This is a genomic window from Xanthocytophaga agilis (assembly GCF_030068605.1).
Classification (GTDB): Bacteria; Bacteroidota; Bacteroidia; order Cytophagales; family 172606-1; genus Xanthocytophaga; species Xanthocytophaga agilis.
In genome coordinates this window covers 459,846-481,552 of record NZ_JASJOU010000005.1, presented here as the reverse complement: position 1 = coordinate 481,552, position 21,707 = coordinate 459,846, and the positions used below count along the sequence as shown (strand labels likewise).

The window sequence follows — 21,707 nt, the reverse complement described above, 5'->3', positions numbered from 1 at the left end:
CTTTCAAAAAGCGAAGGTGTGGATACACTTTCGCTTTTTTATTTTATAACTTTCCCAAGTTGCCAGATTCCTGTAGATTTGTGAAACAGACATACCTACAAGTTTCTTGTATTTACTTACACCTAATCTACCTGAAGACCTATGCGTGAATGGATCGAAAAAAATTTTAAAGGAGATCTTTATATCTGGTTCATTGTTCTGGCTTTTTCCATTATGAGTGTACTGGTTGTATATAGTGCAACAGGTACTTTGGCTTACCAACAGCAAGGTGGAAATACGGAATATTATCTTTTTAAGCATTCTTTACTTATGGGGATAAGTGTATTTGTGATGTGGATGGCTCATCGGGTAGATTATCGATATTATGCTAAATTGTCCCAATTAGGACTCTGGCTATCTGTACCTCTACTTATCCTGGTATTTTTTGTTGGAAGTCGTGTTAATAGTGCGACACGGGTTATTTTTGTTTTTGGACAATCATTCCAACCGTCAGACTTAGCCAAACTGGCTTTGATTGCAAGTATTGCAGCGATTCTGGCAAAGAGACAACAAAAGATTGAAGATGTAAAAGGAACGTTGATTCCTGTACTTATCTGGTGTGGACTTATCTGCGGTCTAATTGCTTTGGCTAACTTTTCAACAGCTGCGCTATTGTTTGTAACCTGTATGCTGCTAATGTTCATTGGAAGGGTGCCTGTTAAGTATTTGTTTCGGCTAGTTTTGGTAGGAATATTAGCAGGAACCATTGCAATGGCTGTAGGTCAGCGTGGGGGAACAGTTATTAGCCGGGTTAATAGATTTTTGGATAGTAAAGATATTCCTTATCAGGCTGAACAATCGTTTATTGCTGTATCTACGGGTGGTTTGGTAGGTAAAGGGATTGGACACAGTGAACAACGTAATATGTTGCCTAATGCCTACAATGACTTTATTTATGCCATAATTGTGGAAGAATATGGTATGTTGGGAGGTATTGTCGTGATTCTGCTGTATTTGCTCTTGTTGTATCGAAGTATGTTAATTGTCTCAAATAGTGATCGACCGTTTGGAGGGTTGCTAGCTGCAGGGCTTAGTTTTAGCCTTGTCTTACAAGCATTTGCGCATATGGCAGTTTCTGTAGGCCTGGCTCCTGTAACAGGACAGCCTCTGCCTTTATTGAGTATGGGAGGAACTTCCTTGCTGTTTACAGGAATGGCAATAGGTATTATCATCAGTGTAAGCCGTACAGACCTGAAAGGGCGTAGTTTGTAGTCTTATTACTTTTAGTGAGTTTATAAAAGAACATTTTCAAATCCTTAATATCTTGACTCAACCTGTTCGTATTATTATCAGTGGTGGTGGCACAGGAGGCCATATTTATCCGGCTATTGCGATTGCTAACACCTTAAAGAATATCAATCCTGATACAGAAGTTTTGTTTGTTGGGGCAGAAGGTAAAATGGAAATGCAGAAGGTACCACAAGCAGGATATAAGATTGTAGGCTTACCTATAAGAGGTCTTCAGAGAGGCTTTGATCTGAGCAATTTTTTACTTCCCTGGCGATTTCTAAATAGTTTGTTAAAAGCACGCAAGGTAATTAAGGAGTTTCGCCCTCAGGTTGCTGTAGGTGTAGGAGGGTATGCCAGTGGGCCATTGCTGTATATTGCAGGATTGATGAAAATTCCAACTCTCATTCAGGAACAAAACTCTTATGCAGGAATAACAAATAAATGGTTAGCGAAACGTGCCAGCAAAATCTGTGTTGCCTATGAAGGAATGAATGCGTTTTTTCCTGCAGAAAAGATTGTGTTAACAGGTAATCCTGTTCGAAAAGATATTTTATCAGCAGATCAGAAGAAATCCGCAGCTATTTCACATTTTCAGCTGTGGGATAATGTGCCTACGTTGCTTATAATAGGCGGCAGCCTGGGAGCAGGTACAATCAATAAAAGTATTCAGGGAGCTATTGAAACACTGAAACAAACATCTGTACAGGTAATCTGGCAAACTGGTAAGTACTATTATGAAGCCTGTCAGAAGGCTGTTGCTGCTTCTGGAGCTACAAATATTCGGGTATTTGATTTTATTGGACAGATGGACCTAGCCTATGCTGCTGCTGATGTAGTTATTTCGCGGGCTGGCGCTTTATCTATCTCAGAACTTTGCCTTGCTGCCAAACCGTCTATTCTGGTTCCCTCTCCTAATGTGGCAGAAGATCATCAGACTAAAAATGCAATGGCCCTGGTTAAGGCGGACGCTGCACTGCTAGTAAAGGATACAGATGCCCAGCAAAACCTGGTAACTACAGCATTGGAATTATTGAATAATCCAGAAAGGAAGGAGGTACTATCTCAGAACATAGTAAAGCTTGGCTATCCAAATGCTGCCGAACAAATTGCCAAGGAGATTCTAAATCTGGTACATTAAGTCAATTAACACGCGGTACCTAAGTGATTCCGAATCATAGTTAGATGGTTGTCTAGAGAGTTACACATAGACTTATATTATTACAAAAAAAGGCTTGCGTATAGTTCAGAGAAGTTCGCTGCTTGCGGTGAATTCCGATCAGATTTTGTTTGTGCCGTGAATAATGCGCAAGACGAAAAGGTGATCGGAGTTCCGGTCAAAATAAAATCCGCTGTGAGTTATGCATAAAACCAAAGCTATAGGGAATAAAACGCAAACTTTTCATTGGTTGGACCTAATGTCTTGCTTTCACTAAAAAAAATTGAACTGAACTATAGGCAAATCAGAAATCCTAACTAGAAGTAGTTCCATTATCTTAGAGAAACCTGGGATGATTCAAGCTTTTAGAGGTAGTTTCTGATCAGAAAGCCATGTATTCTGATTTTTTAGTTATTCAGCTACCTGATACATGGATTGCTAAAATTGTAATTTATTGATCTACAATAGATTGAAACTTTGAGGTATAACATGTTGTTATAAATGAGGTAGTTATCATTATTTCCTCAGTTTATATACATGACAAATTATCTGCATCGTAGAAAAAATCATTATTTCACATTCTCACTTTGTACAGCTTTCCTGCTCTTCCTGACTAGTTGTGGAAAGACAACGCCCTTTCGGGAAGTTTTCAAAAAGGCAACACCCTATGAGCAATACCAAAAAGCACTGGAAGACACTAAACTTGACCAAACTGCTATTGGAAGGGATTGGTTATTAGCAGGGCAGCGTGCATTGCATGATTCGCTATTGATTTCTATTCCTTTTCAGGAAACGGGGTATTTTGGTGCAGAAAAGCCTACAGCTTATAGTTTTCGGTTTAATGCACGTAGGGGAGAACGTATTACTATCCAAGTCGGAGTACAATCTCTTCAGAAAGTAAAAGTATTTGTAGATGTATTTGAATGGGAAGGAGCTCCAAAATCACTTATTTCTGCTGATACCAATGTAACTTCAGTAACCTTTGAAGCAGAACGTGATCAGATGCATCTGGTACGGATACAGCCTGAATTGTTACGGAGTGGACGCTATACGTTATCTATTACCAATAGCCCCAGCTTAGGATTTCCTGTACAGGGAAAAACCGATAAACATATTGGGAGCTTCTGGGGGGCAGACCGTGATGGGGGTGCACGAAGACACGAAGGTGTAGATATTTTTGCAGCGAGAGGTACACCCGCTATTGCTTCTACGAAAGGTGTAATAAGAGGCGTAAATACCAATAACCTGGGTGGAAAGGTCGTGTGGCTATGGGATCAGGAACGAAATCAGACATTGTATTATGCCCATTTGGATAGTCAGTTGGTACAAACCGGACAACTGGTAAACCCTGGAGATACGCTGGGGCTTGTGGGTACTACTGGTAATGCTCGATTTACGGCTCCGCATTTGCACTTTGGTATTTATCGTTGGCCTTCTGGAGCTATAGATCCTTATCCGTTTATAAAAGCTTCTTCCGGTATGCCTGCTGATATAAAAGTACCACTGGATAATTTGGGTATGTGGTATCGGGTGTCAGCAAAGAAAGCATCTGTCTATCATACACCAGATAAGAAATCGCTTCTTCTGCAATCCATAGAGCGCCATACACCTTTTATTGTGGTTGGAGGATCTGCTCTTTGGTATCATATAATCTTACCTTCAGGTGTAAATGGATACATTGCTGCGAAAGATATAGAAAAGGTAAGGATTCCTGTTGACCAGCTTAAAGTACAACAGAATACTTCTATTACAGATCAACCTGATTCTAGGGCAGCCGTGATGCAGACCATAGCAAAAGGAGAGTCGGTATTCGCGCTTGCTAAATTTGGATCGTATTGGTTAGTAGAAACAACCCGCCATGGGCTTGGATGGGTACAAACAGCTTTATAACGTTGCCGAGATATGATGAAAATGAAAAAGCCCTGCATTGGCAGGGCTTTTCTATTGAAAATTGCTACAACGCTTATTTCAAAGAATTTTTGAAACCTTCAGAATCTTTGTAAGCTGCAAATTCAAGATCATCTACTGCTTTTTCACGCAGGCTAGATTTGTTTTGAACGGCTTTCTGAAGATTAGTAAATACATCAGCTTCTTTCTTAGCACGTGCATTTGCAACAGCCATCAGGTAATAAATATCACCATTGCTTGCATCTTTGGCAGCTGCATCGTTCAGTGTTGCAACAGCTGCATCGTTTTGTCCTGCTAGTAATTGAGCCAATGCTTTGTTATACAACACACTAGCATCATCACCAGCCTGAGACAATGTTGCAGCAGCTTCGCTATACTGAGCAGCACGGATTTGCTGAACACCTTTTGTCGCGTTGATAGCTTTAGTTACTTGATCGTTACCAGTTAAAGACTGCGCTTTAGTGATAGCGTCAGCAGCTTTTTGCTTATCGCCTTTGATAGTATAGGCAGTTGCTAAGTTGCTATACACTTCAGCTGTTTCCTGTTTAGTTTTAGCTGTTTCCAGATGAGTGATTGCATCATCAGCTAGTTGAGCTTTTTTAGCAGGATCAGAAGACTTCTTAGCCATTTCCAGTTGAGTAGCTGCATAGTCATTGTGTGCTTGCCAGCTATCGTAGTTTTTAACAGCAACAGCATAGATTGCTTGTTTTTCTTCTACTATTGGAGTCAATGTTGCAGACCAAGCTAATTCAGCTTCGCTAAGAGCTCCTACTGTATCTTTTCCTTCAACGATACGTTTAGAGATAGCAGACATTTCAGCATCTGTTTTCTTCTCAACCAGCGTTAAGATTTCAGTGTTTGCGTTACGAAGCTTAGGATATACTTGTTTGAACAAAGTTTTCCAGAAAGCTAATTTCTCCAGTTGTTTTTCTTTTTCTTCCCATTCTCCTCCTCCATCAACGATTGACAACACTTGGTCTTTTTGTTCTTGTTGCAGGATAGTAGAAGAGTTTACAGAATCTTTCAATACTGTCCAGTCTTCGAATACTGGCTTCAGAACGAATTCAACAGAGTCAGCCTGAGACTTGTAGTCATATTGTTTCATTTTCTGACGATAGAACTTCTCGATCTGTTTTGCACGATCATCAGAAAGGAATTTGTTTTTGCGTTCTGTACCTTCAGGAGAGTGTGTTCCTGTTACAGTTACTGTTTTAGTAACGTTTTTGTCTGCGATGAAAGCATCCAGGAATTTACCACGTTTGCTACGTACTTCACTGGTTTTCAGTGCAGATTTTCCTTGGTCAAAGTAAAACGCAACATAAGTTGGTTTGTATTCAGGATCTGGGTTATAGCCAGTCTCTGCATACACAACAGGAACTGCATCCTGAGCAAGGCGAGATGTTGTAATGATACCTTGAGCGATTGCTAACTCAGGAGATACTTTAGACTTTTTGCCTTTTGCTGCAGTACCTGTAAAGGTTAATTCACCACGACGCATATCTTCCTGATACGGGAAATTGAATTCCTGAGATTTTACAGGAGATTCTTTCTTTGCATTAGGATAGTCTGCTGCATTGAATTGGATAGAACCTACATCTGTCTTTTTATCTCCATATTTATATGCGATGTTTCCTGTATAGGTTGTTTTTTTCTTCAACATTTTTACAGGCAATGTTGCTTCGGCTGTGAACTTCACCTGATCAGCATGAACCTCCAGAGGATTAGGAGTTACAGCTACTTTCTGTTCTTTAGACTTTTTGACCATCTGGTTGAGTGTACACCCAGAAAGCGCCAATACACCGCAAACAGTAAGGGTTGCAAGTGTTGTTTTTTTGTTAATCATAATAAAAAAGTTTAATTTAGAAGTTACAAATAGTTTTAGTAAAAGAGATTTATTGAAATCAAGTGTATTTTTTATATACTTTTTTCTGTTGTCTCAAAGAAGCACTTAACTTCGTTATGTGATCTTGTACGACTTTTTATTATTTTTGTTACTATTAATTAGATGAACATATGCAAAAGATTAAATCCTTATTTGAAAATCAAGCATTTGGTGTTTGTACACGTCTGGGAGAAAAGATGGGTGTTTCGATCAGTAGTATTCGCTTATTCTTTATTTACACCTCATTTCTCGCACTTGGATCTCCGGTAATTATCTATCTTGTATTAGCTTTTGTACTTAATATGCGTAAACATCTTCGCCGATATAATCATCCTACTATCTGGGATATTTAATGTTTTTTTGTTTTCGCCACAAATAAAATACATTTTACAATTTTTCTGTATTATTTGTCCTTAAAATTGCAATTCACTGAATTTCTTTTTTTTGCGAACAAAATGCATCCAAACAATACTACTTTGATAAACTAATAAGTCAAAACCATCCTTCTTACGTATCACGTTCTGCCTTTGTTTCATCCAAAATGGAATTTTTTTATAGAAGTCAAAATGGGCTCGAACGATAGCCCAGCAGTGTGTCGGCTTTTTTTGTAATAAAAATATTGCTCCGGCAACTCCATCCAATACCAAACGAATAAAAATCGTATAAATAAGCCTAAACGTGTGTAAATTTTTGTACAGTGTCGCTAAACTGTTGCGGAAATTCAGAAACGTTTTCTGAGGATTTGAATTACTTAAAGTGCCGGCTCCTACATGATAAACTGTACTTTCTGCACAGTAATAAATCTGATAGCCACTATTGTGTGCACGCCAGCAAAAATCAATTTCTTCCATGTGGGCGAAGAATGCGGCGTCAAGGCCATTTAGTTCCCAAAAGATGGATGATCTAACTACCATGCAAGCTCCAGATGCCCAAAAAACAGGACGTGTATCATTATATTGATCTGTGTCAGCTTCCATTTCCTGAAAAATTCGCCCTCTACAAAATGGATAGCCCAGAATATCTATAAATCCACCTGCTGCACCAGCATATTCAAAGTGAGTCTTTTGATGAAATTGCTTTAGTTTAGGCTGGCAAGCTGCAATAGTAGGATTGCTATCCATTAACTGAATAAGTGGAGAAAGCCATTGGGGTGTAACTTCTACATCTGAGTTAAGAAGTACATAGTACTCGGCCTGGACCTGTTTAAGTGAAGAGTTGTATCCGCCGGCATATCCTTCATTATGCGTATTTTCAATGATCTGTACCTGTGGAAATTTTTGTTGAAGCATTTCTACCGATCCATCTGTAGACAGATTGTCTGCTACGATAATCTGTGCTTCAGTAGTATATTGTACAACTGAAGGTAAAAATTGCTCTAAAAAATGTTTTCCGTTATAATTAAGAATAACAACTGCGGTTTTCACTAGATCTGTTTTGTATTTACCCATTTATGCCTGTATCTCAAAGTTCAAACAAGTGATACCAATTACTTTTTTCATCGATATCCTGAATGAAACAATCTTACTTCAAGACAGTAAACGTAAAACGAAAAACGGTAAACACAAAACAGATGTGAGATTTTACGAAAACATACTCCCTAAATCAAGACCCGGAATGTTTGGCAATGTACCCTGGGTGGCTTTTTTTAGTTCCTCCCGTGCTTTTTCTTCCACTTCCTCCAGTGCTTTATTCATTGCAGCAATAATAAGATCCTGTAACATTTCTTTATCGGAAGGCTTTAATAAGTCATTGTCAATATCAAGTTTAATTACTTGCTTTTTTCCATTTACAATAACTTTTACCATACCACCACCAGATTCCCCTGTTGCCTGTACTTTTACTAAATTATCCTGGGCTTCTTTCAACTTGGCTTGCATTTCTTTTACCTTACCAAGCATATTCATCATGTCGAACATAATCTCTGAAAATTATAGTAGTGAAAAAATTACGAAAATTCTAATTAGGACACAAAGTTAACCAATCTATGATTCATGCCTGAGAAAACATACTATTTTTGAGATCTTATAATCCTTGTTGCTTACTATAAGTAAAACTCAATATTTATTAGACAATGAATATACAACTCTATTCACAGATTCAACCTCAGATTCATGCTTTGATTATTCCTGTATGGCAGGATACTAACTTGCAGGCTTCTTTAACACAGATTGCTGAGAAATTTCAACTTTCTGACGATGACTTACAAAACGACTTTAAAGCAGATTTTAAAGAAGTATTATTTTTTTATGTTTCTACATCCTCTGAAAAGCTGAAGAAAGTTTATTTGCTAGGGTTAGGGAAACCTGCTGGCAGTATAGAAGTGCTAAAAGCATTCCGTTATTTGTTTTTTAGCTATAAGGCCAAATTGCCTGCTGCTCTTGGGATAGACCTTACTTTACAAGCTTCTGCTAATGGTATCAACTATCTGGAAAATATTATAAATGGAGCATTACTTGGAGGATATGATCTGAATTTATATAAGACAAATAAATCAGACTCTTATAACTTTTTTCAGGCAAATCCCTCACTAGACCTGTATGTACACCAAGATAGTATGACTAATGCCGAAAAAGCGGTTTCCAAAGGCACAGCTATAGCTGAGACTCAGATTAAAATAATGAATCTAGGTAATGCTCCTGGTAATTACAAAACACCACAAACATTAGCAACCTGGGCTCTGGAGTCTGGAAGAGAATGGGGATATGCTGTCACTATTCTTGATAAGAGTCAGCTTATCGATATAGGAGCAGAGGCCCTGTTGGCTGTAAATAAAGGAAGTGCCAATCCACCGGTGATGATTGTACTAGAATATAAACCAGATACTATTACTGCGTCCCAGAAAATAGGATTAGTAGGTAAGGGGGTCACATTTGATACTGGTGGAATCTCTATTAAGGATTCAGCCAATATGCATTTGATGAAAAGTGATATGGGAGGAGCTGCTGCTGTACTTGGCACTATTGAACTAGCTGCCAGGTTACAATTACCAGTACACCTGATTGGTGTGATACCATCTACTGAAAATAGTGTAGATGGAGAGTCTACCAAGCCCGGAGATGTAATTGGTTCTTATGCAGGAAAAACAATTGAGGTGATTGATACAGACGCAGAAGGAAGATTGATTCTGGCAGATGCACTAGCCTATATTGTTAAGAACTATCAACCAGATGTGCTGATAGATCTGGCAACACTTACAGGTAGCGTAATAGGAACCCTGGGATATGTAGCTGCAGGATTGTTTACTACAAATGACACACTGTCATCTGAATTAATAAAGGTAAGTGAACAAACCGGAGAAAAGTTATGGCGATTGCCTATGTGGGATGATTACAAAGATGATTTGAAATCAGATGTAGCTGATGTGAAAAACTATCATGGGAAACCGTTTGCAGGAGCCATTATGGGTGCTAAGTTTCTGGAAGTTTTTACCAATAACCATTCTACCTGGGCGCACCTTGACATTGCTGGAACTGCATTTACAGATAGTGAATATGGTACTCAGAAGAATGCAACGGCTTATGGAATCCGGTTATTAACAGCCTACATTGAGCAAAAGATATAAACCTTGAAAGTATTGAGCAGTTGTCTATCAAAATTTTATAAAGGCTACAAAGGCAGATAGTAGTAAAGTTCTTAAAGAACTAAAAACATATGTGCTGCGTCTTCACCTATTTTTCGGTTCATAGCTGCTGGCTATGTTGCGATTGGTTTATAGGTAAATAACTTGGCTCGTTAAAAAATCTGCTCGTTGAGTTCCTTTAAAAATAGTTTAGATATCCTCTTAGACTTAAGCTACAATTTCCTATTTTGTAAATTATAATCAGGTACTGTTTACATAATTTGTTGGAGGGACTTTCGGAATCTTAGATTAAACGTAATTCTGACATATTTTCAATGCTTTAACAAATAATGTAGACAGTTCCATCTAATAAAATAATCTGATGTCTCGTTTAGTAACATACAGTGCCTGTTGTTATAAATGAAATGCTTCTGCTTTGAATGCCAAATGGCCAGCTTGAAAATGTAGATAACTTCATCACTTACTTATTTTATTGGAACATGCCATTTACTAGCCTTACCTTCCTCTGTGTTTCAAGCTATTTCAAAGGTGCGAAATTTCTAAGTGCTTGCAAAGAAGCAGGTTGTACCATTTATCTGCTGACATCTAAAGCAATGGCAGATAAACCCTGGCCACATGACGCTATTGATGAGGTCTTTTATATGGAGGAGACAGAATGGGATATGAGTTCAATTGTATCAAATGTTGCTCATCTTATGCGTCAACAACGTATAGATCGTATTGTAGCTATGGATGACATAGATCTTGAAAAAGCTGCTATTCTCAGGGAAAATTTTCGTATTCCGGGTATTGGACAGACCACAGCACGTTATTTTCGGGATCGGCTGGCAATGCGTATGAAAGCAGCAGAAGCTGGGATAAATGTACCTTCATTTTGCGCTCTTTTTACAGATAAAGTAGTACACCATTATACACAGACTGTGAGTCCTCCCTGGATACTTAAACCTCGCACAGAATCCTCAGCAGGCACAAAAAAGATTCATAGTATTGATGAATTATGGAATATACTTAATGGCCTAGAAGATATGCGCCATAATTATATTTTGGAGCAATTTAAACCAGGAGATACCTACTATGTAGATACATTGGTTATGGGCGGAAAAATTGTTTTTGATTGGTATAATCGTAATCTGAGTAATCCTGTAGAAGATGCTTATAAAGGGACCCTATTTCGTTCTGTAACAGTTCCATTCCAATCAAAAGCTGAAAAAAGCCTAAAGCGATTAAATAATCAGATTATAAAGGCATTTGGAATACGCAATAGTGCTATACATAGTGAGATTGTGCAAGCAAAAGAAGATGAACAATTTTATTTTGTGGAGACATCTGCACGGGTAGGCGGCGCATATATTGCCGAAATGATAGAAGCTGCCTCAGGAATTAACCTATGGCAGGAGTGGGCAAATATTGAAATAGCATCCGCAAGAAGTTTTGACTATAAACTACCAGAAGTAAAAAACATGTATTCAGGTCTTCTGTTATCCTTAAGTCATAACGAACATTTGGATACTACTTCTTTTGCTGACTCAGAAATTATCTGGAAGATAAATGATCCACATCACATAGGCTTTGTTCTGCAGTCTCCGGTACGAGATAGAATTCTGGAGTTACTGGAATCATATACTGACCGTATTTTCAGAGATTATCATCATACTGCTCCTGTTTAGGTATTTAAAGAAAGGTTTTATTCATAAGATAAACCGTTTTCATTGACAGTATAGAAAAGATCTAAGTTAAAGTATTCTGTCTGCGTATAATGATATTGAGGCAAACTTTTTAACTGTTGTAAATAAGTATCTATCTCCTTTTGATGTGATGGAAGCATGTAACGTGTTAACTTCTCCGTTTCTATAGCCTTAGTAAGCACATCCTTGCGAAAGTAGTCTATTGCATTTTGTAATTCTTTCAGTGCCTCTTTTCGGGTAGAAAGAGAAAAAGATACAAATTTCTGTCGCTTTTCCAGAAGAATAGCATCTTTCAGGGTAAAGTTTTTCTGAAAGATGCTTTTAGCAAATAACAATCCGCGTTCTGCGTGTATGTATTTTTTGACAGCCTCCCTATCAGAAGGTTGCTGCCAGTATTGTTTGAGATCTCTGTTTGCAAATCCAAGATAAGCTTTAATAATCTGATAATTATAAAAGTAGGTACGATGTGTATACAAAAAGCCTAATGCAGTGTTTGGCAGATCTTCTATATGAATAGCCTCAAAGTTAAGCGTAGAATCACCTGATAAAGCATTACGTATAAATGTAAATACATCTACAAACAGATAATCTGTTTTTTGTGCTTTGTATTGTAGTTGGTGGTGTGTTTGTGCAAAACTGTATAGTTGATTATGAAAAGGGTAATAAATACAGAGAATATCTTTATCACTGTATTCATCCTGCAAGCCATATAAAGGAGAACCCACTTCCAGCTGTACAATAGTTGCCTTGATGAGCTTAGAAAATAAGGATGCTTCTTTGAAATGAATATTCATTCCCTTTATTCGATTAACGGAATTATAAAAAAGTTGGTTTAACTATCTTCACTTATACGAAAAGGCCTTTCGTACTCAGGGCGAATTAGCTTCCAGATAATATGGCTATAATCCTTTTGATCAAGCATGGCAAACAGAATAGCTGGATACTTAAGTGTACGAAAATATAAGGCATTATCTTTTCGGTTGCCAAGGTCTCTGAAGTGTTCCTGACAATATTTTTCAATAGCTTGATACTCTTTGTTAAGATCTGCAACTGTCTTTTTCACCCAATCATAAAATTCATCAGGGACTTTCTCTAGAATTTCTTCAAAAGATTGATTTCCCGATAGGTATTCCCAGATATTTTTTGATGATATGCGGGTTAGAATTTTGTGTAACCGCACATATTCTTCAAATTTTACTTTTACCCGAAAACCCGATCGGAATTTAATCACAAATCCTTCTTTGTTTTCTTCCTCAAGCAATTTTAATGTTTGCAGATCTGAGATTCCATCATATCGGGTAACCAGTGGAAACCCAATATCCTCTAATGGCTCATCCTGACCCGTTTCATTATTGATAATCGCCAGTAAGATTAAGTCTTCTTTTTCCCCATAGTTGACTACAATCCGGTTTTCTGGATAGATAATTTCAAACAGATAGGTTTTGGATGTGTCCAATAATGGAAATGTATGAGCATATTTTTGATAAAGCATCTCTGTTGCCTTCAATGCCTGTTCACTATTAAATGAACCTCTTGTTGCCATATAAGGCTTATCATTTAGCCAATACAAAATTCCCAGAGATCCATCCAGCTTTTCGTATACCTCAAAATTTTCAGAAGGAATTTCCTCTGATGGATGTTCTTCCATATTGAAAAACTTTCGGAATGGTCTGGCTATAACTGTGTAATTCTGATCCAGGATCAAACCTCGAGCCATGAGTGTCCACTCATTCCATGTACGTTCAAACTGAGTTTTAGGTGTATAATTATAGATGTAATAGTCTGCCTCAGGATGCTTTTGCATGCAGATGTATCCATCGTTCATGAGTTCTTGTAGAAAGGAAATATTCATAGTGTAGTATAAAGATATTCAAAGAATGATGCACACAAATAGCCAATTAAAAATATTCAGGAGCGCAAACAAAAAAGGGGCTCACAAGAGCCCCTTTCAGATTTATAACAAGTGAAAGTGTTACACACCTACATTCTTAACTGTTTTAAAGGTCAAAGATTCACCTGTACCTTCATAATCCGCCAGAATGGTATCACCTTCTGCAAAATCACCTTTCAGGATTTCTTCAGCTACCGGGTCTTCAAGGTATTTCTGAATCGCTCGATTTAACGGACGAGCACCATATTGAGGATCATAACCTCTCTCAGCTAAGAAGTCTTTCGCTTTTTCTGTCAGTTCTATCTTGTAACCTAACTGAGTCAGACGAGAGAATAGTTTAGCCAGAGACAGATCAATGATCCGGTGTATATCCTGACGTTGCAGTGAGTTAAATACAATCACATCATCCAGACGATTCAGAAACTCAGGAGAGAAAGCTCTGCGCAGGGCATTCTGAATAGTACTCTTCATCAGATCATCGTTATTATCTGATTTAGCACGGGTGCTGAACCCAATACCAGAACCAAACTCTTTCAGGTCACGAACCCCAATGTTAGACGTCATAATGATGATTGTGTTCCGGAAGTCAACCCGACGACCTAAGCCATCTGTTAATATACCGTCATCCAATACCTGTAACAACAGATTGAATACATCCGGGTGAGCTTTCTCGATCTCATCCAATAGTACGACAGAGTATGGTTTCCGACGGATTTTCTCAGTCAGCTGACCACCTTCTTCGTATCCAACATATCCCGGAGGCGCACCTACCAGTCTGGATACGGAGAATTTCTCCATATACTCACTCATATCAATCCGAACCAGGGCATCTTCTTTGTCAAACAAATACGTTGCCAGTACTTTTGCCAACTCAGTTTTACCAACACCTGTAGGGCCTAAGAAGATAAAAGAACCAATTGGTTTTTTAGGATCTTTCAAACCTACACGCGTACGTTGAATTGCTTTTACCAACTTTTCAATTGCCTCGTTCTGACCAATTACACGGTTCTTCAGTTCAGTACCCATGCCAAGCAGCTTGGTTCCTTCGTTCTGAGCGATTCTGTTAACCGGAATACCTGTCATCATCGCTATTACTTCTGCAACATTTTCTTCTGTTACAGTATAGCGTTTTTGCTTGGTTTCCTGTTCCCACATATCTTTTGCACGCTCCAACTGCTCTAGTAATTTCTTCTCTCTGTCACGTAACTGAGCTGCTTCTTCGTAGCGTTGGCTCTTTACAACCTGGTTTTTCTCCTTCTTGATATTCTCAATGGATTCTTCCAGTTTCAGAATATCTTCAGGTACAGATATATTATTGATGTGTACACGAGCACCTGCTTCGTCTAATACGTCAATAGCTTTATCTGGAAGGAAACGATCAGAAATATAACGATCAGACATTTTCACGCAAGCTTCTATAGCCTCAGGGCGATAGTTTACATGGTGGTGGTCTTCGTATTTATCTTTGATGTTGTTCAGAATTTCAATGGTTTCTTCTGGTGAAGTTGCGTCAACCATTACAATCTGGAAACGACGAGCTAATGCTCCATCTTTCTCGATATACTGGCGATATTCATCCAGTGTAGTGGCACCAATACATTGGATGTCTCCCCGGGCTAAAGCTGGTTTGAACATATTGGATGCATCCAGTGAGCCAGAAGCTCCACCTGCACCTACAATGGTATGTAACTCATCAATGAACAGAATAACTTCCGGAGATTTTTCAAGCTCGTTCATAACGGCTTTCATTCTCTCTTCAAACTGTCCGCGGTATTTGGTACCAGCTACTAATGAAGCCAGATCTAGTGTAACCACACGTTTACCAAACAATACACGAGACACTTTTTTCTGAACGATACGAAGAGCCAGACCTTCTGCAATAGCAGTTTTACCAACTCCTGGTTCACCAATCAGAATAGGGTTATTCTTTTTCCGACGAGATAATACTTGTGCTACCCGTTCAATTTCTTTTTCACGGCCAACAATCGGGTCTAATTTTCCAGCTTCTGCAAGTTTAGTCAAATCACGACCAAAGTTGTCCAGTACTGGCGTACGCGACTTTTCTGTGGATTTAGCGGACTCCCTTCCGCTGCCTCCCTGGCTTCCGCCACCGCCAAAGATCCGTGAATTGTCATCATCCGGATCATCTGCATCGGCAGCAGAGGTTGGGTTGTGGGTATGGTATTCTAACATTTCCTTAATCACTTCGTAATTAATATCATATTTAGAAAGAATCTGCGTGGCAACATTATCTTCGTCACGTAGAATAGAGAGGAGCAAATGTTCTGTACCGATAAGTTGGCTTTTGAATATCTTAGCCTCCAGGTAAGTAATCTTCAGCACTTTCTCGGACTGACGTGTCAATGGAATATTGGCAAGATTCTTCACAGTATGAGTGGCTGTACCTTTGGTTGCCTGCTCAATCGTCTGACGAAGCTCTTCCAGGGAAACGCCCAGCTTTTTAAGTAGTCCGATCGCGACACCCTCACCTTCCCGAATCATACCCAGTATGAGATGTTCCGTTCCGATATAGTCATGTCCCAGTCGCAATGCCTCCTCACGGCTGAGAGAAATCACCTCTTTTACTCGGTTAGAAAACTTAGCTTCCATATATGGTTCCTAATTAAAAACTTATTTCAGCAATAAGTTGGTTAGTTATTTAAGTCTGAAATTTATTAATAAACTAATAAAAACAAAAAATAGTTTATTGGCTCAGATTAGTGTTATTAAATTTTTATACGTAATCAATATTTGAGAAGATTTTCAAGTATGGTATATAGTAAACCTTCACATCACTAAAATAGTGTATAAACTCCTTTCTTTAAAAATTGTGCCCTTGCGGGTTGACAGAAGATTGACAGATGAGATCAGATGCATAGATACCTTCACAAAAAAGAATATCCAGGATTGATAAGTTTGGTACAAAATCACTGCCAAAGTTTTGCGTATAGGGAACAACTTTATAAAGATCCGCTAATAACTCTGTTTTTTTGGGATGAATACGATCTCTAAAGTCATTTGGAGCCTCCAGACCCCTAAAATATTCATTAGACAAGCGTATTTCCTTTTTCCATCTTAAAATACGCAGACAGTTTGTCAGTATTTCAAGATTTAAATCAAATAAAAACGTATGTTTTTTGTGGAGAATTCTTTCAAAGACAGGAGCTAATTCACTAAAGAAGGGCGCTTTTCCGTATCCTGAAGCAATTGTACGCCAATGATCTTTAATCCAATTCTCACTATAATCAATTTTTATATCCTTTATCCGCTGTTTTGTATTTCCTTTTATTACTGGTACTGACAAGTTGGCTACTTTGTTGGCAGTACGGATATTACATCGGTTCCGGTAGCTTTGCTTTGTATAATTTTCTGCTGATTCTAACAGAATTGATTCATAACATGATATACAGGCGAAATAAGCTAAACAAGGAAAATAATGTAATTCAATATAGGCGGATTTACTATCTGGCAGATTGCTGACAATCTCTTGCACGGTAATTTTAACTAAGTAAAGTAAAAAAACAAAAGTTTTCAAGTATCAAACCCAAAAATATAGGATTATTCCGAATAACACTTTTTTTTCGATGTAATATCATATGTAATCTATGTATGTGTAGAGAATCACATATGAAGTAATTTTGATCTGGCGTAGTAAATTTGCCTGCTATCGTATGTAAAAGTGAGGTGAGTATTTGGTGAAAATAATATGTTTTTACTGACAAATTTTACTATAAAACAAGAATCCGGAGATTTTCCGGATTCCTGCATAACCATACCACCACTATTATATATCTCCCTTTTATTTATCCGAATTACCCACAGGTGCGTTTTCGCGGTTTTCAAGGATATACCCATCTGCAAAAAGTCTGTATTTATCAAAGATAGAACGTACCGCACGTTTCAGATAGCGATCACTGGTCAATGTTTGATCATTATAAAGTCCCGATGCATAGCCTTGCCAGACTGTCTGATGTTTTTTGGCGTCCAGCAATTGCACTACCAAAGTACCACGCACCATACTATACTTGATAGGATCATATTTTACCTCCTCATCCTCTGTTGCTATCCAGTTTTCTATTTCAGGTTGATTAAATCCTTGGAAGCGAAGATCGTCATAAAAAATCTTGTAGGATACCAGCAAGCTGGGTTTACGCTTATTGAAACGATAACCATGTAACTCCAGTTGTTTACGTACTGATTCCTCGATAATCGGATTCGACATTGTCGAATCTTTATCGTCAGCACTGCCATTATCTACAAAGCAAAACGAGTTGTACTTTTTGAAATTTCCTTTGTAGCTATAATCATATTCAACCAAAAAACGGCTTTCGTTCATACAGGATCCAAAAACCACCAGCAAGGCAATTGCGAGTAAGGGATAAGCTTTTTTCATACATTGTAAACATTTCTTCAATAAGTAGACAATTTAAAAGATATAAACATAGAGTGGTGAAAGGAGCAGGAATACATACTTGTAGTATGTTAAACTTATTAAAATTACTAGCTTATAGATAAAAATCAAATGCCTGTCTATAAATTTTAAACTATTGTCGTTATAAAGTATACGTCAGGCTTGAGGTTTGTATAACTTTCTTTACTTGATTTTGTTTTGTATGAAATAAAATTTCTCTTTTATGCGAGAATTCCACCTATTTTGTCTGCTGAGTATCATCTTCTTACACGCTTCGTGCAGTCAGCCTGGCAGACAAACGCTTACTACCCAAGCGGTAGATAGTATATATAAAAATGTTCCAGCCGGAAGTCCGGATGGTATAGGAAGAGTGTATATGGGGCGGGAGATAGCACATACCATGAGTCATGAAGCGGCTTCCTGGTTAGATCGTCCTGAAAGATTGGAGGAAGAACGTACTGATTTGATTATTCAGGCGTTGCAGTCTCAAATTAAACCTACGGATGTAATTGCTGATATTGGAGCTGGAAGTGGGTATTTTTCATTCAGACTTGTGCCAATGGTGCCACAGGGAAAAGTATATGCGGTGGATATACAGCCTGAGATGCTGGCTATCATACAATCTAAACGAGAGAAAAACCGTATGTATCAGGTAGAAACGGTACTAGGGACTATTACAGACCCCAAACTGCCTGAAAATACTGTAGACTGGGTATTGCTGGTAGATACGTATCATGAGTTTTCAGAGCCCTATGCCATGATGCAAGGTATATACAAGGCTTTGAAATCTACAGGAAAGGTTGTATTGTTGGAATATCGTGCAGAAGATGAGGCTATTCCGATTAAGCCTTTACACAAAATGACAAAGGAGCAAATCAGAAAAGAAATGGAGGTGATAGGTTTGAAAGGGATTGAGAGACAGGATTCGCTTCCCTGGCAACACTTACTGATATTCGAGAAAAAATAAATCCTCCTCAGGAGCCTTTACTTATACTATGGAGCATCTTCTCTTACGTCAGCATATCGAACGTTTTGTTTCTCTTACAGAAGAGGAATGGGGTGCATTGGCTCAGAATTTATCTGTCAGCAAGATTCCACGTAAGAGGACCTTTAGTAAAGAAGGACAAATGGAAGACAAAATAGCTTTGGTATTGCAGGGAAGCTTCCGACAGTTTTATACGAAAGATGGAGAGGAAAAGACTACCTATTTCTACTTTGAAAATCACCTGATGTCCTCTTATATAAGTATTCTTCAAAAGCAACCGAGTTTGTTAACTATCGAAGCACTGGAAGACTCGGAGGTTTTGTGTTTTTCTGCCCAAACGCTGCAAAACCTATATGAGAACTATCCGGTTTATCAGATTTTTGGCAGAAAGCTGGCGGAATATTTGGCAGTCGGACTTGAAATACGTATGGTTTCTCTATTAATGGATAGTCCGGAAGAGCGGTACATAGGATTGTTAAAAAGTAATAAGAAAAAGATTCTGGAACGAATACCTCAACATTATATAGCCTCTTACCTAGGGATTACACCCGTTTCATTGAGTCGTATTCGTAACCGGATTATTGCTGCTGAACGAATTTGAGGAATTAATCTAGTGCTGAAATTTTTCTATAGCTGGCGGAAATACTTTTTCGCTTATATGGTTAATTTTCTATTTGTTTCACTATCAAGTAAGTAGAGTCCATTTCGAGGACATATTTCCCCAGTTTCCCTTTTGGGGAAGAAGTGTCCTATTGTGCTATAGTGTCTGTATAAGATACTGATTCAATGGATGGTACACTCTTAACATACTCAGTCATGTAATCTGTAGTAAAACCACATTCTCTTACTATTCATTTAGATTACAGCAGGCATAGAAATTTCTTTCTGAGGAACAGGCTTCTAAAACATCTTGACTATTGGTAGATAACTAGTTATTTATTTGATAGTCAGTTTGTTTTATAGGTATGAGTATGTTGTTAACAAATAAAATTACCTATATTTCAGTGTTTATAGAAGTAATGTATTAATCAACCTAATTTTTAGTTCTATGAAAAACAAAACGTCATTATCCTTGTTTATGCTGATGTTCAGCATTCTATTGTCTGTCAGCAGTTGTAAGAAAAAGCCTGATGATACGGCTATTACAGAAAGTGTTAAGGTTAAAACACAAAACATACAAGGGGTGAATGTGTCTGTTAAAGAAGGAGTGGTTACATTAAGTGGAGAGGTAGAGACGCCAGAACTGAGTACACAGGCAGAAGAGGCTGCCAAAACTGCAGATGGTGTAAAGTCTGTGGTAAATACACTAACAGTAAAAGCCCCTCCTGCACCTGTTGAGCCAGAGAGAACTTTCTCACCAGATGATAGTTTGAAAACAGCTGTGGACGATAAGTTTAAGCAATACAATATAAGTGGTGTAACAGCATCCGTAAAAGATGGAGAAGTGACGTTGGAAGGAAATGTAAAACGGGCTCAGCTACAGGAAGTAATTAAAGCTGCCAATGAGGCGAAGCCTAAGAAGGTAAATAATAAACTAACTATCAGTAAGTGATAGGGGCCTGTACAAAGGACATTTTTTATTTACTTATTATTAACTATAAAATTTTATGGCACTTACCGATAAATATCAACCAGTTATTAATCTTGCGAACAGCAAGGGTATAACTAATCTTCAGGTAAAAGAACAAGACAATGTTTTGTATATTGATGGAATTGCTCCCAGTGAAGAAGTGAAACAGCAGATATGGGATACATATGGAGCAATAGATCCCGATTATCGTGCAGGTGATCTGGTACTTAACCTGGAAGTAGCCGGACCCGCAGCTCAGGAAACCACATATACTGTGAAAAGTGGTGATTCATTGAGCAAAATTGCCAAAAACTATCCTGGTCTGACATGGCAGAAAATTTATGAGGCTAATAAAGATCAGATTAAAGATCCTAATCTTATTCATCCGGGACAAAAACTTAAAATACCAACTGTATAATAGTACTCATTAAAAAAGCAGCTACTTACAATAGCTGCTTTTTTACTAAATGCTATCTGGATTTGGATTGAAAACTGTAATTTGGCGAACGTAATCATTACATTCTTCAATCACTTAACACCATGAAAATTCTCCTTCTTTCCTGTCTGAGCTTCTATGCATTGGCAATGAGTACATTTTTTCCAAATGAAAAAAATAAGCCTGTTGCTAAGTCCGACCGTTGTTATGAAATGCGTATTTATTACGCTGAACCTGGTAAACTGGAAGATCTGTTAGCCCGCTTTCGTAATCATACCACTAAGCTTTTTGAAAAACACGGTATGACCAATGAAGGCTATTGGCTGCCTATAGATAACAAAGACAATAAGCTGGTATATGTGTTATCGTATCCAAGCCGGGAAGCGAGGAATAACTCATGGAAATCTTTTGGCAGCGATCCAGAGTGGAAGAAAGTGGCTTCTGAATCAGAAAAGAATGGGAACCTGGTGGCCAAGGTAGAAAGCTTTTTTATGAAGACCACAGACTTCTCTCCAAAGAAGATTACCAAAAAAGGTTCTGCTAACCGTGTGTTTGAATTACGTACCTATAAGGCGACTTCCGGTAACTTACCCGCGTTGCTGTCGCGTTTTCGTGATCATACTGTTAAACTTTTTGAAAAACACGGTATGACTAATCTGTGGTATTGGACATTTACTGACAAAGAGCAGGGTGCTGATGATATGTTAGTGTATATTCTGTCACATCCTAGTCAGGAAGCTGGGCTAAAATCATTTGAGAGATTCCGTGATGATCCGGAATGGCAAAAAGTACGCAAAGATTCAGAAGATAAAGCAGGTGGCTCTCTGACTGTCTCTGTTGAATCTTTATATATGGTACCAACAGATTTTTCTCCTGTAAAATAAATTTTCTGTTTCCGGCTTTGTTGATCTACTAACAAAGCCGGAAACAGGTA

Annotated in this window: 19 protein-coding genes; 11 read left to right on the top strand and 8 right to left on the bottom strand. The window is 38.2% G+C overall.

Annotated features, from left to right (window positions below; translation table 11 throughout):
• Positions 1-141 precede the first annotated feature (141 nt).
• The 3 genes from QNI22_RS17740 (at position 142) to QNI22_RS17730 (ending at position 4,315) form a co-directional block, all read left to right on the top strand.
• The gene (locus QNI22_RS17740; protein WP_314512631.1) at positions 142-1,251 is read left to right on the top strand and encodes an FtsW/RodA/SpoVE family cell cycle protein; all 1,110 of its coding nucleotides are present in this window, start codon (positions 142-144) and stop codon (positions 1,249-1,251) included.
• Between the two features lie 52 nt (positions 1,252-1,303).
• Positions 1,304-2,407, top strand: a complete 1,104-nt coding sequence (murG, locus tag QNI22_RS17735) for an undecaprenyldiphospho-muramoylpentapeptide beta-N-acetylglucosaminyltransferase (RefSeq protein WP_314512629.1) — start codon at positions 1,304-1,306, stop codon at positions 2,405-2,407.
• A gap of 555 nt (positions 2,408-2,962) precedes the next feature.
• Complete coding sequence (locus QNI22_RS17730; RefSeq protein WP_314512627.1) at positions 2,963-4,315, top strand: peptidoglycan DD-metalloendopeptidase family protein; 1,353 nt, start codon at positions 2,963-2,965, stop codon at positions 4,313-4,315.
• 73 nt (positions 4,316-4,388) lie between these two features.
• On the opposite strand, the gene QNI22_RS17725 is transcribed toward QNI22_RS17730, so the two are convergent.
• Positions 4,389-6,176: a tetratricopeptide repeat protein gene (locus tag QNI22_RS17725; RefSeq protein WP_314512625.1), complete on the bottom strand. Its 1,788-nt coding sequence runs from the start codon at positions 6,174-6,176 to the stop codon at positions 4,389-4,391.
• Between the two features lie 170 nt (positions 6,177-6,346).
• Here QNI22_RS17725 and QNI22_RS17720 point away from each other — a divergent pair, with 170 nt between their 5' ends.
• On the top strand, positions 6,347-6,568 hold the full coding sequence (locus QNI22_RS17720; protein ID WP_314512623.1) for a PspC domain-containing protein: 222 nt from the start codon (positions 6,347-6,349) through the stop codon (positions 6,566-6,568).
• Between the two features lie 60 nt (positions 6,569-6,628).
• Here QNI22_RS17720 and QNI22_RS17715 read toward each other — a convergent pair whose 3' ends face one another.
• Positions 6,629-7,639, bottom strand: a complete 1,011-nt coding sequence (locus QNI22_RS17715; protein WP_314512621.1) for a glycosyltransferase family 2 protein — start codon at positions 7,637-7,639, stop codon at positions 6,629-6,631.
• A 156-nt stretch (positions 7,640-7,795) separates the two neighbouring features.
• Positions 7,796-8,131, bottom strand: coding sequence for a YbaB/EbfC family nucleoid-associated protein (locus tag QNI22_RS17710; RefSeq protein ID WP_314512619.1), 336 nt, complete (start codon positions 8,129-8,131; stop codon positions 7,796-7,798).
• Positions 8,132-8,286: 155 nt separating this feature from the next.
• Here QNI22_RS17710 and QNI22_RS17705 point away from each other — a divergent pair, with 155 nt between their 5' ends.
• Complete coding sequence (locus QNI22_RS17705) at positions 8,287-9,777, top strand: leucyl aminopeptidase family protein (protein ID WP_314512617.1); 1,491 nt, start codon at positions 8,287-8,289, stop codon at positions 9,775-9,777.
• Positions 9,778-10,274: 497 nt separating this feature from the next.
• Positions 10,275-11,462, top strand: a complete 1,188-nt coding sequence (locus tag QNI22_RS17700; RefSeq protein WP_314512616.1) for an ATP-grasp domain-containing protein — start codon at positions 10,275-10,277, stop codon at positions 11,460-11,462.
• Positions 11,463-11,479: 17 nt separating this feature from the next.
• Here QNI22_RS17700 and QNI22_RS17695 read toward each other — a convergent pair whose 3' ends face one another.
• From QNI22_RS17695 to QNI22_RS17675, 5 genes are all read right to left on the bottom strand, one after another.
• Complete coding sequence (locus QNI22_RS17695) at positions 11,480-12,274, bottom strand: DNA polymerase beta superfamily protein (protein ID WP_314512614.1); 795 nt, start codon at positions 12,272-12,274, stop codon at positions 11,480-11,482.
• A gap of 38 nt (positions 12,275-12,312) precedes the next feature.
• On the bottom strand, positions 12,313-13,332 hold the full coding sequence (locus QNI22_RS17690) for an RNA ligase (RefSeq protein ID WP_314512612.1): 1,020 nt from the start codon (positions 13,330-13,332) through the stop codon (positions 12,313-12,315).
• 120 nt (positions 13,333-13,452) lie between these two features.
• A complete protein-coding gene (locus QNI22_RS17685) occupies positions 13,453-15,981 on the bottom strand; it encodes an ATP-dependent Clp protease ATP-binding subunit (protein WP_314512610.1) in 2,529 nt (842 codons plus the stop codon).
• Positions 15,982-16,192: 211 nt separating this feature from the next.
• Positions 16,193-16,864: a WbqC family protein gene (locus QNI22_RS17680; RefSeq protein ID WP_314512609.1), complete on the bottom strand. Its 672-nt coding sequence runs from the start codon at positions 16,862-16,864 to the stop codon at positions 16,193-16,195.
• Positions 16,865-17,170: 306 nt separating this feature from the next.
• A complete protein-coding gene (locus QNI22_RS17675; RefSeq protein ID WP_313979578.1) occupies positions 17,171-17,764 on the bottom strand; it encodes a DUF4136 domain-containing protein in 594 nt (197 codons plus the stop codon).
• Between the two features lie 241 nt (positions 17,765-18,005).
• Between QNI22_RS17675 and QNI22_RS17670 the strand changes: the two genes are divergently transcribed.
• The 5 genes from QNI22_RS17670 to QNI22_RS17650 all read left to right on the top strand — a co-directional run bounded on the left by QNI22_RS17670 (position 18,006) and on the right by QNI22_RS17650 (position 21,657).
• The gene (locus tag QNI22_RS17670; RefSeq protein ID WP_314512606.1) at positions 18,006-18,749 is read left to right on the top strand and encodes a class I SAM-dependent methyltransferase; all 744 of its coding nucleotides are present in this window, start codon (positions 18,006-18,008) and stop codon (positions 18,747-18,749) included.
• Positions 18,750-18,777: 28 nt separating this feature from the next.
• Positions 18,778-19,368 (top strand): Crp/Fnr family transcriptional regulator, encoded by a 591-nt coding sequence (locus QNI22_RS17665; protein ID WP_314512604.1) that lies wholly within the window; start codon positions 18,778-18,780, stop codon positions 19,366-19,368.
• Positions 19,369-19,815: 447 nt separating this feature from the next.
• A complete protein-coding gene (locus QNI22_RS17660) occupies positions 19,816-20,319 on the top strand; it encodes a BON domain-containing protein (protein ID WP_314512603.1) in 504 nt (167 codons plus the stop codon).
• Between the two features lie 55 nt (positions 20,320-20,374).
• Complete coding sequence (locus QNI22_RS17655) at positions 20,375-20,755, top strand: LysM peptidoglycan-binding domain-containing protein (RefSeq protein WP_314512600.1); 381 nt, start codon at positions 20,375-20,377, stop codon at positions 20,753-20,755.
• 122 nt (positions 20,756-20,877) lie between these two features.
• Entirely contained in the window at positions 20,878-21,657 is a 780-nt protein-coding gene (locus tag QNI22_RS17650) for an NIPSNAP family protein (RefSeq protein ID WP_314512598.1), read from the top strand.
• Positions 21,658-21,707 lie beyond the last annotated feature (50 nt).

Bases quoted from the DNA above. Each gene is read 5' to 3' on its own strand.
- QNI22_RS17740 (WP_314512631.1), top strand. From the start codon at position 142: ATGCGTGAATGGATCGAAAAAAATTTTAAAGGAGATCTTTATATCTGG.
- QNI22_RS17730 (WP_314512627.1), top strand. From the start codon at position 2,963: ATGACAAATTATCTGCATCGTAGAAAAAATCATTATTTCACATTCTCA.
- QNI22_RS17725 (WP_314512625.1), bottom strand. From the start codon at position 6,176: ATGATTAACAAAAAAACAACACTTGCAACCCTTACTGTTTGCGGTGTA.
- QNI22_RS17720 (WP_314512623.1), top strand. From the start codon at position 6,347: ATGCAAAAGATTAAATCCTTATTTGAAAATCAAGCATTTGGTGTTTGT.
- QNI22_RS17710 (WP_314512619.1), bottom strand. From the start codon at position 8,131: ATGTTCGACATGATGAATATGCTTGGTAAGGTAAAAGAAATGCAAGCC.
- QNI22_RS17705 (WP_314512617.1), top strand. From the start codon at position 8,287: ATGAATATACAACTCTATTCACAGATTCAACCTCAGATTCATGCTTTG.
- QNI22_RS17700 (WP_314512616.1), top strand. From the start codon at position 10,275: ATGCCATTTACTAGCCTTACCTTCCTCTGTGTTTCAAGCTATTTCAAA.
- QNI22_RS17695 (WP_314512614.1), bottom strand. From the start codon at position 12,274: ATGAATATTCATTTCAAAGAAGCATCCTTATTTTCTAAGCTCATCAAG.
- QNI22_RS17690 (WP_314512612.1), bottom strand. From the start codon at position 13,332: ATGAATATTTCCTTTCTACAAGAACTCATGAACGATGGATACATCTGC.
- QNI22_RS17685 (WP_314512610.1), bottom strand. From the start codon at position 15,981: ATGGAAGCTAAGTTTTCTAACCGAGTAAAAGAGGTGATTTCTCTCAGC.
- QNI22_RS17675 (WP_313979578.1), bottom strand. From the start codon at position 17,764: ATGAAAAAAGCTTATCCCTTACTCGCAATTGCCTTGCTGGTGGTTTTT.
- QNI22_RS17670 (WP_314512606.1), top strand. From the start codon at position 18,006: ATGCGAGAATTCCACCTATTTTGTCTGCTGAGTATCATCTTCTTACAC.
- QNI22_RS17665 (WP_314512604.1), top strand. From the start codon at position 18,778: ATGGAGCATCTTCTCTTACGTCAGCATATCGAACGTTTTGTTTCTCTT.
- QNI22_RS17660 (WP_314512603.1), top strand. From the start codon at position 19,816: ATGAAAAACAAAACGTCATTATCCTTGTTTATGCTGATGTTCAGCATT.
- QNI22_RS17655 (WP_314512600.1), top strand. From the start codon at position 20,375: ATGGCACTTACCGATAAATATCAACCAGTTATTAATCTTGCGAACAGC.
- QNI22_RS17650 (WP_314512598.1), top strand. From the start codon at position 20,878: ATGAAAATTCTCCTTCTTTCCTGTCTGAGCTTCTATGCATTGGCAATG.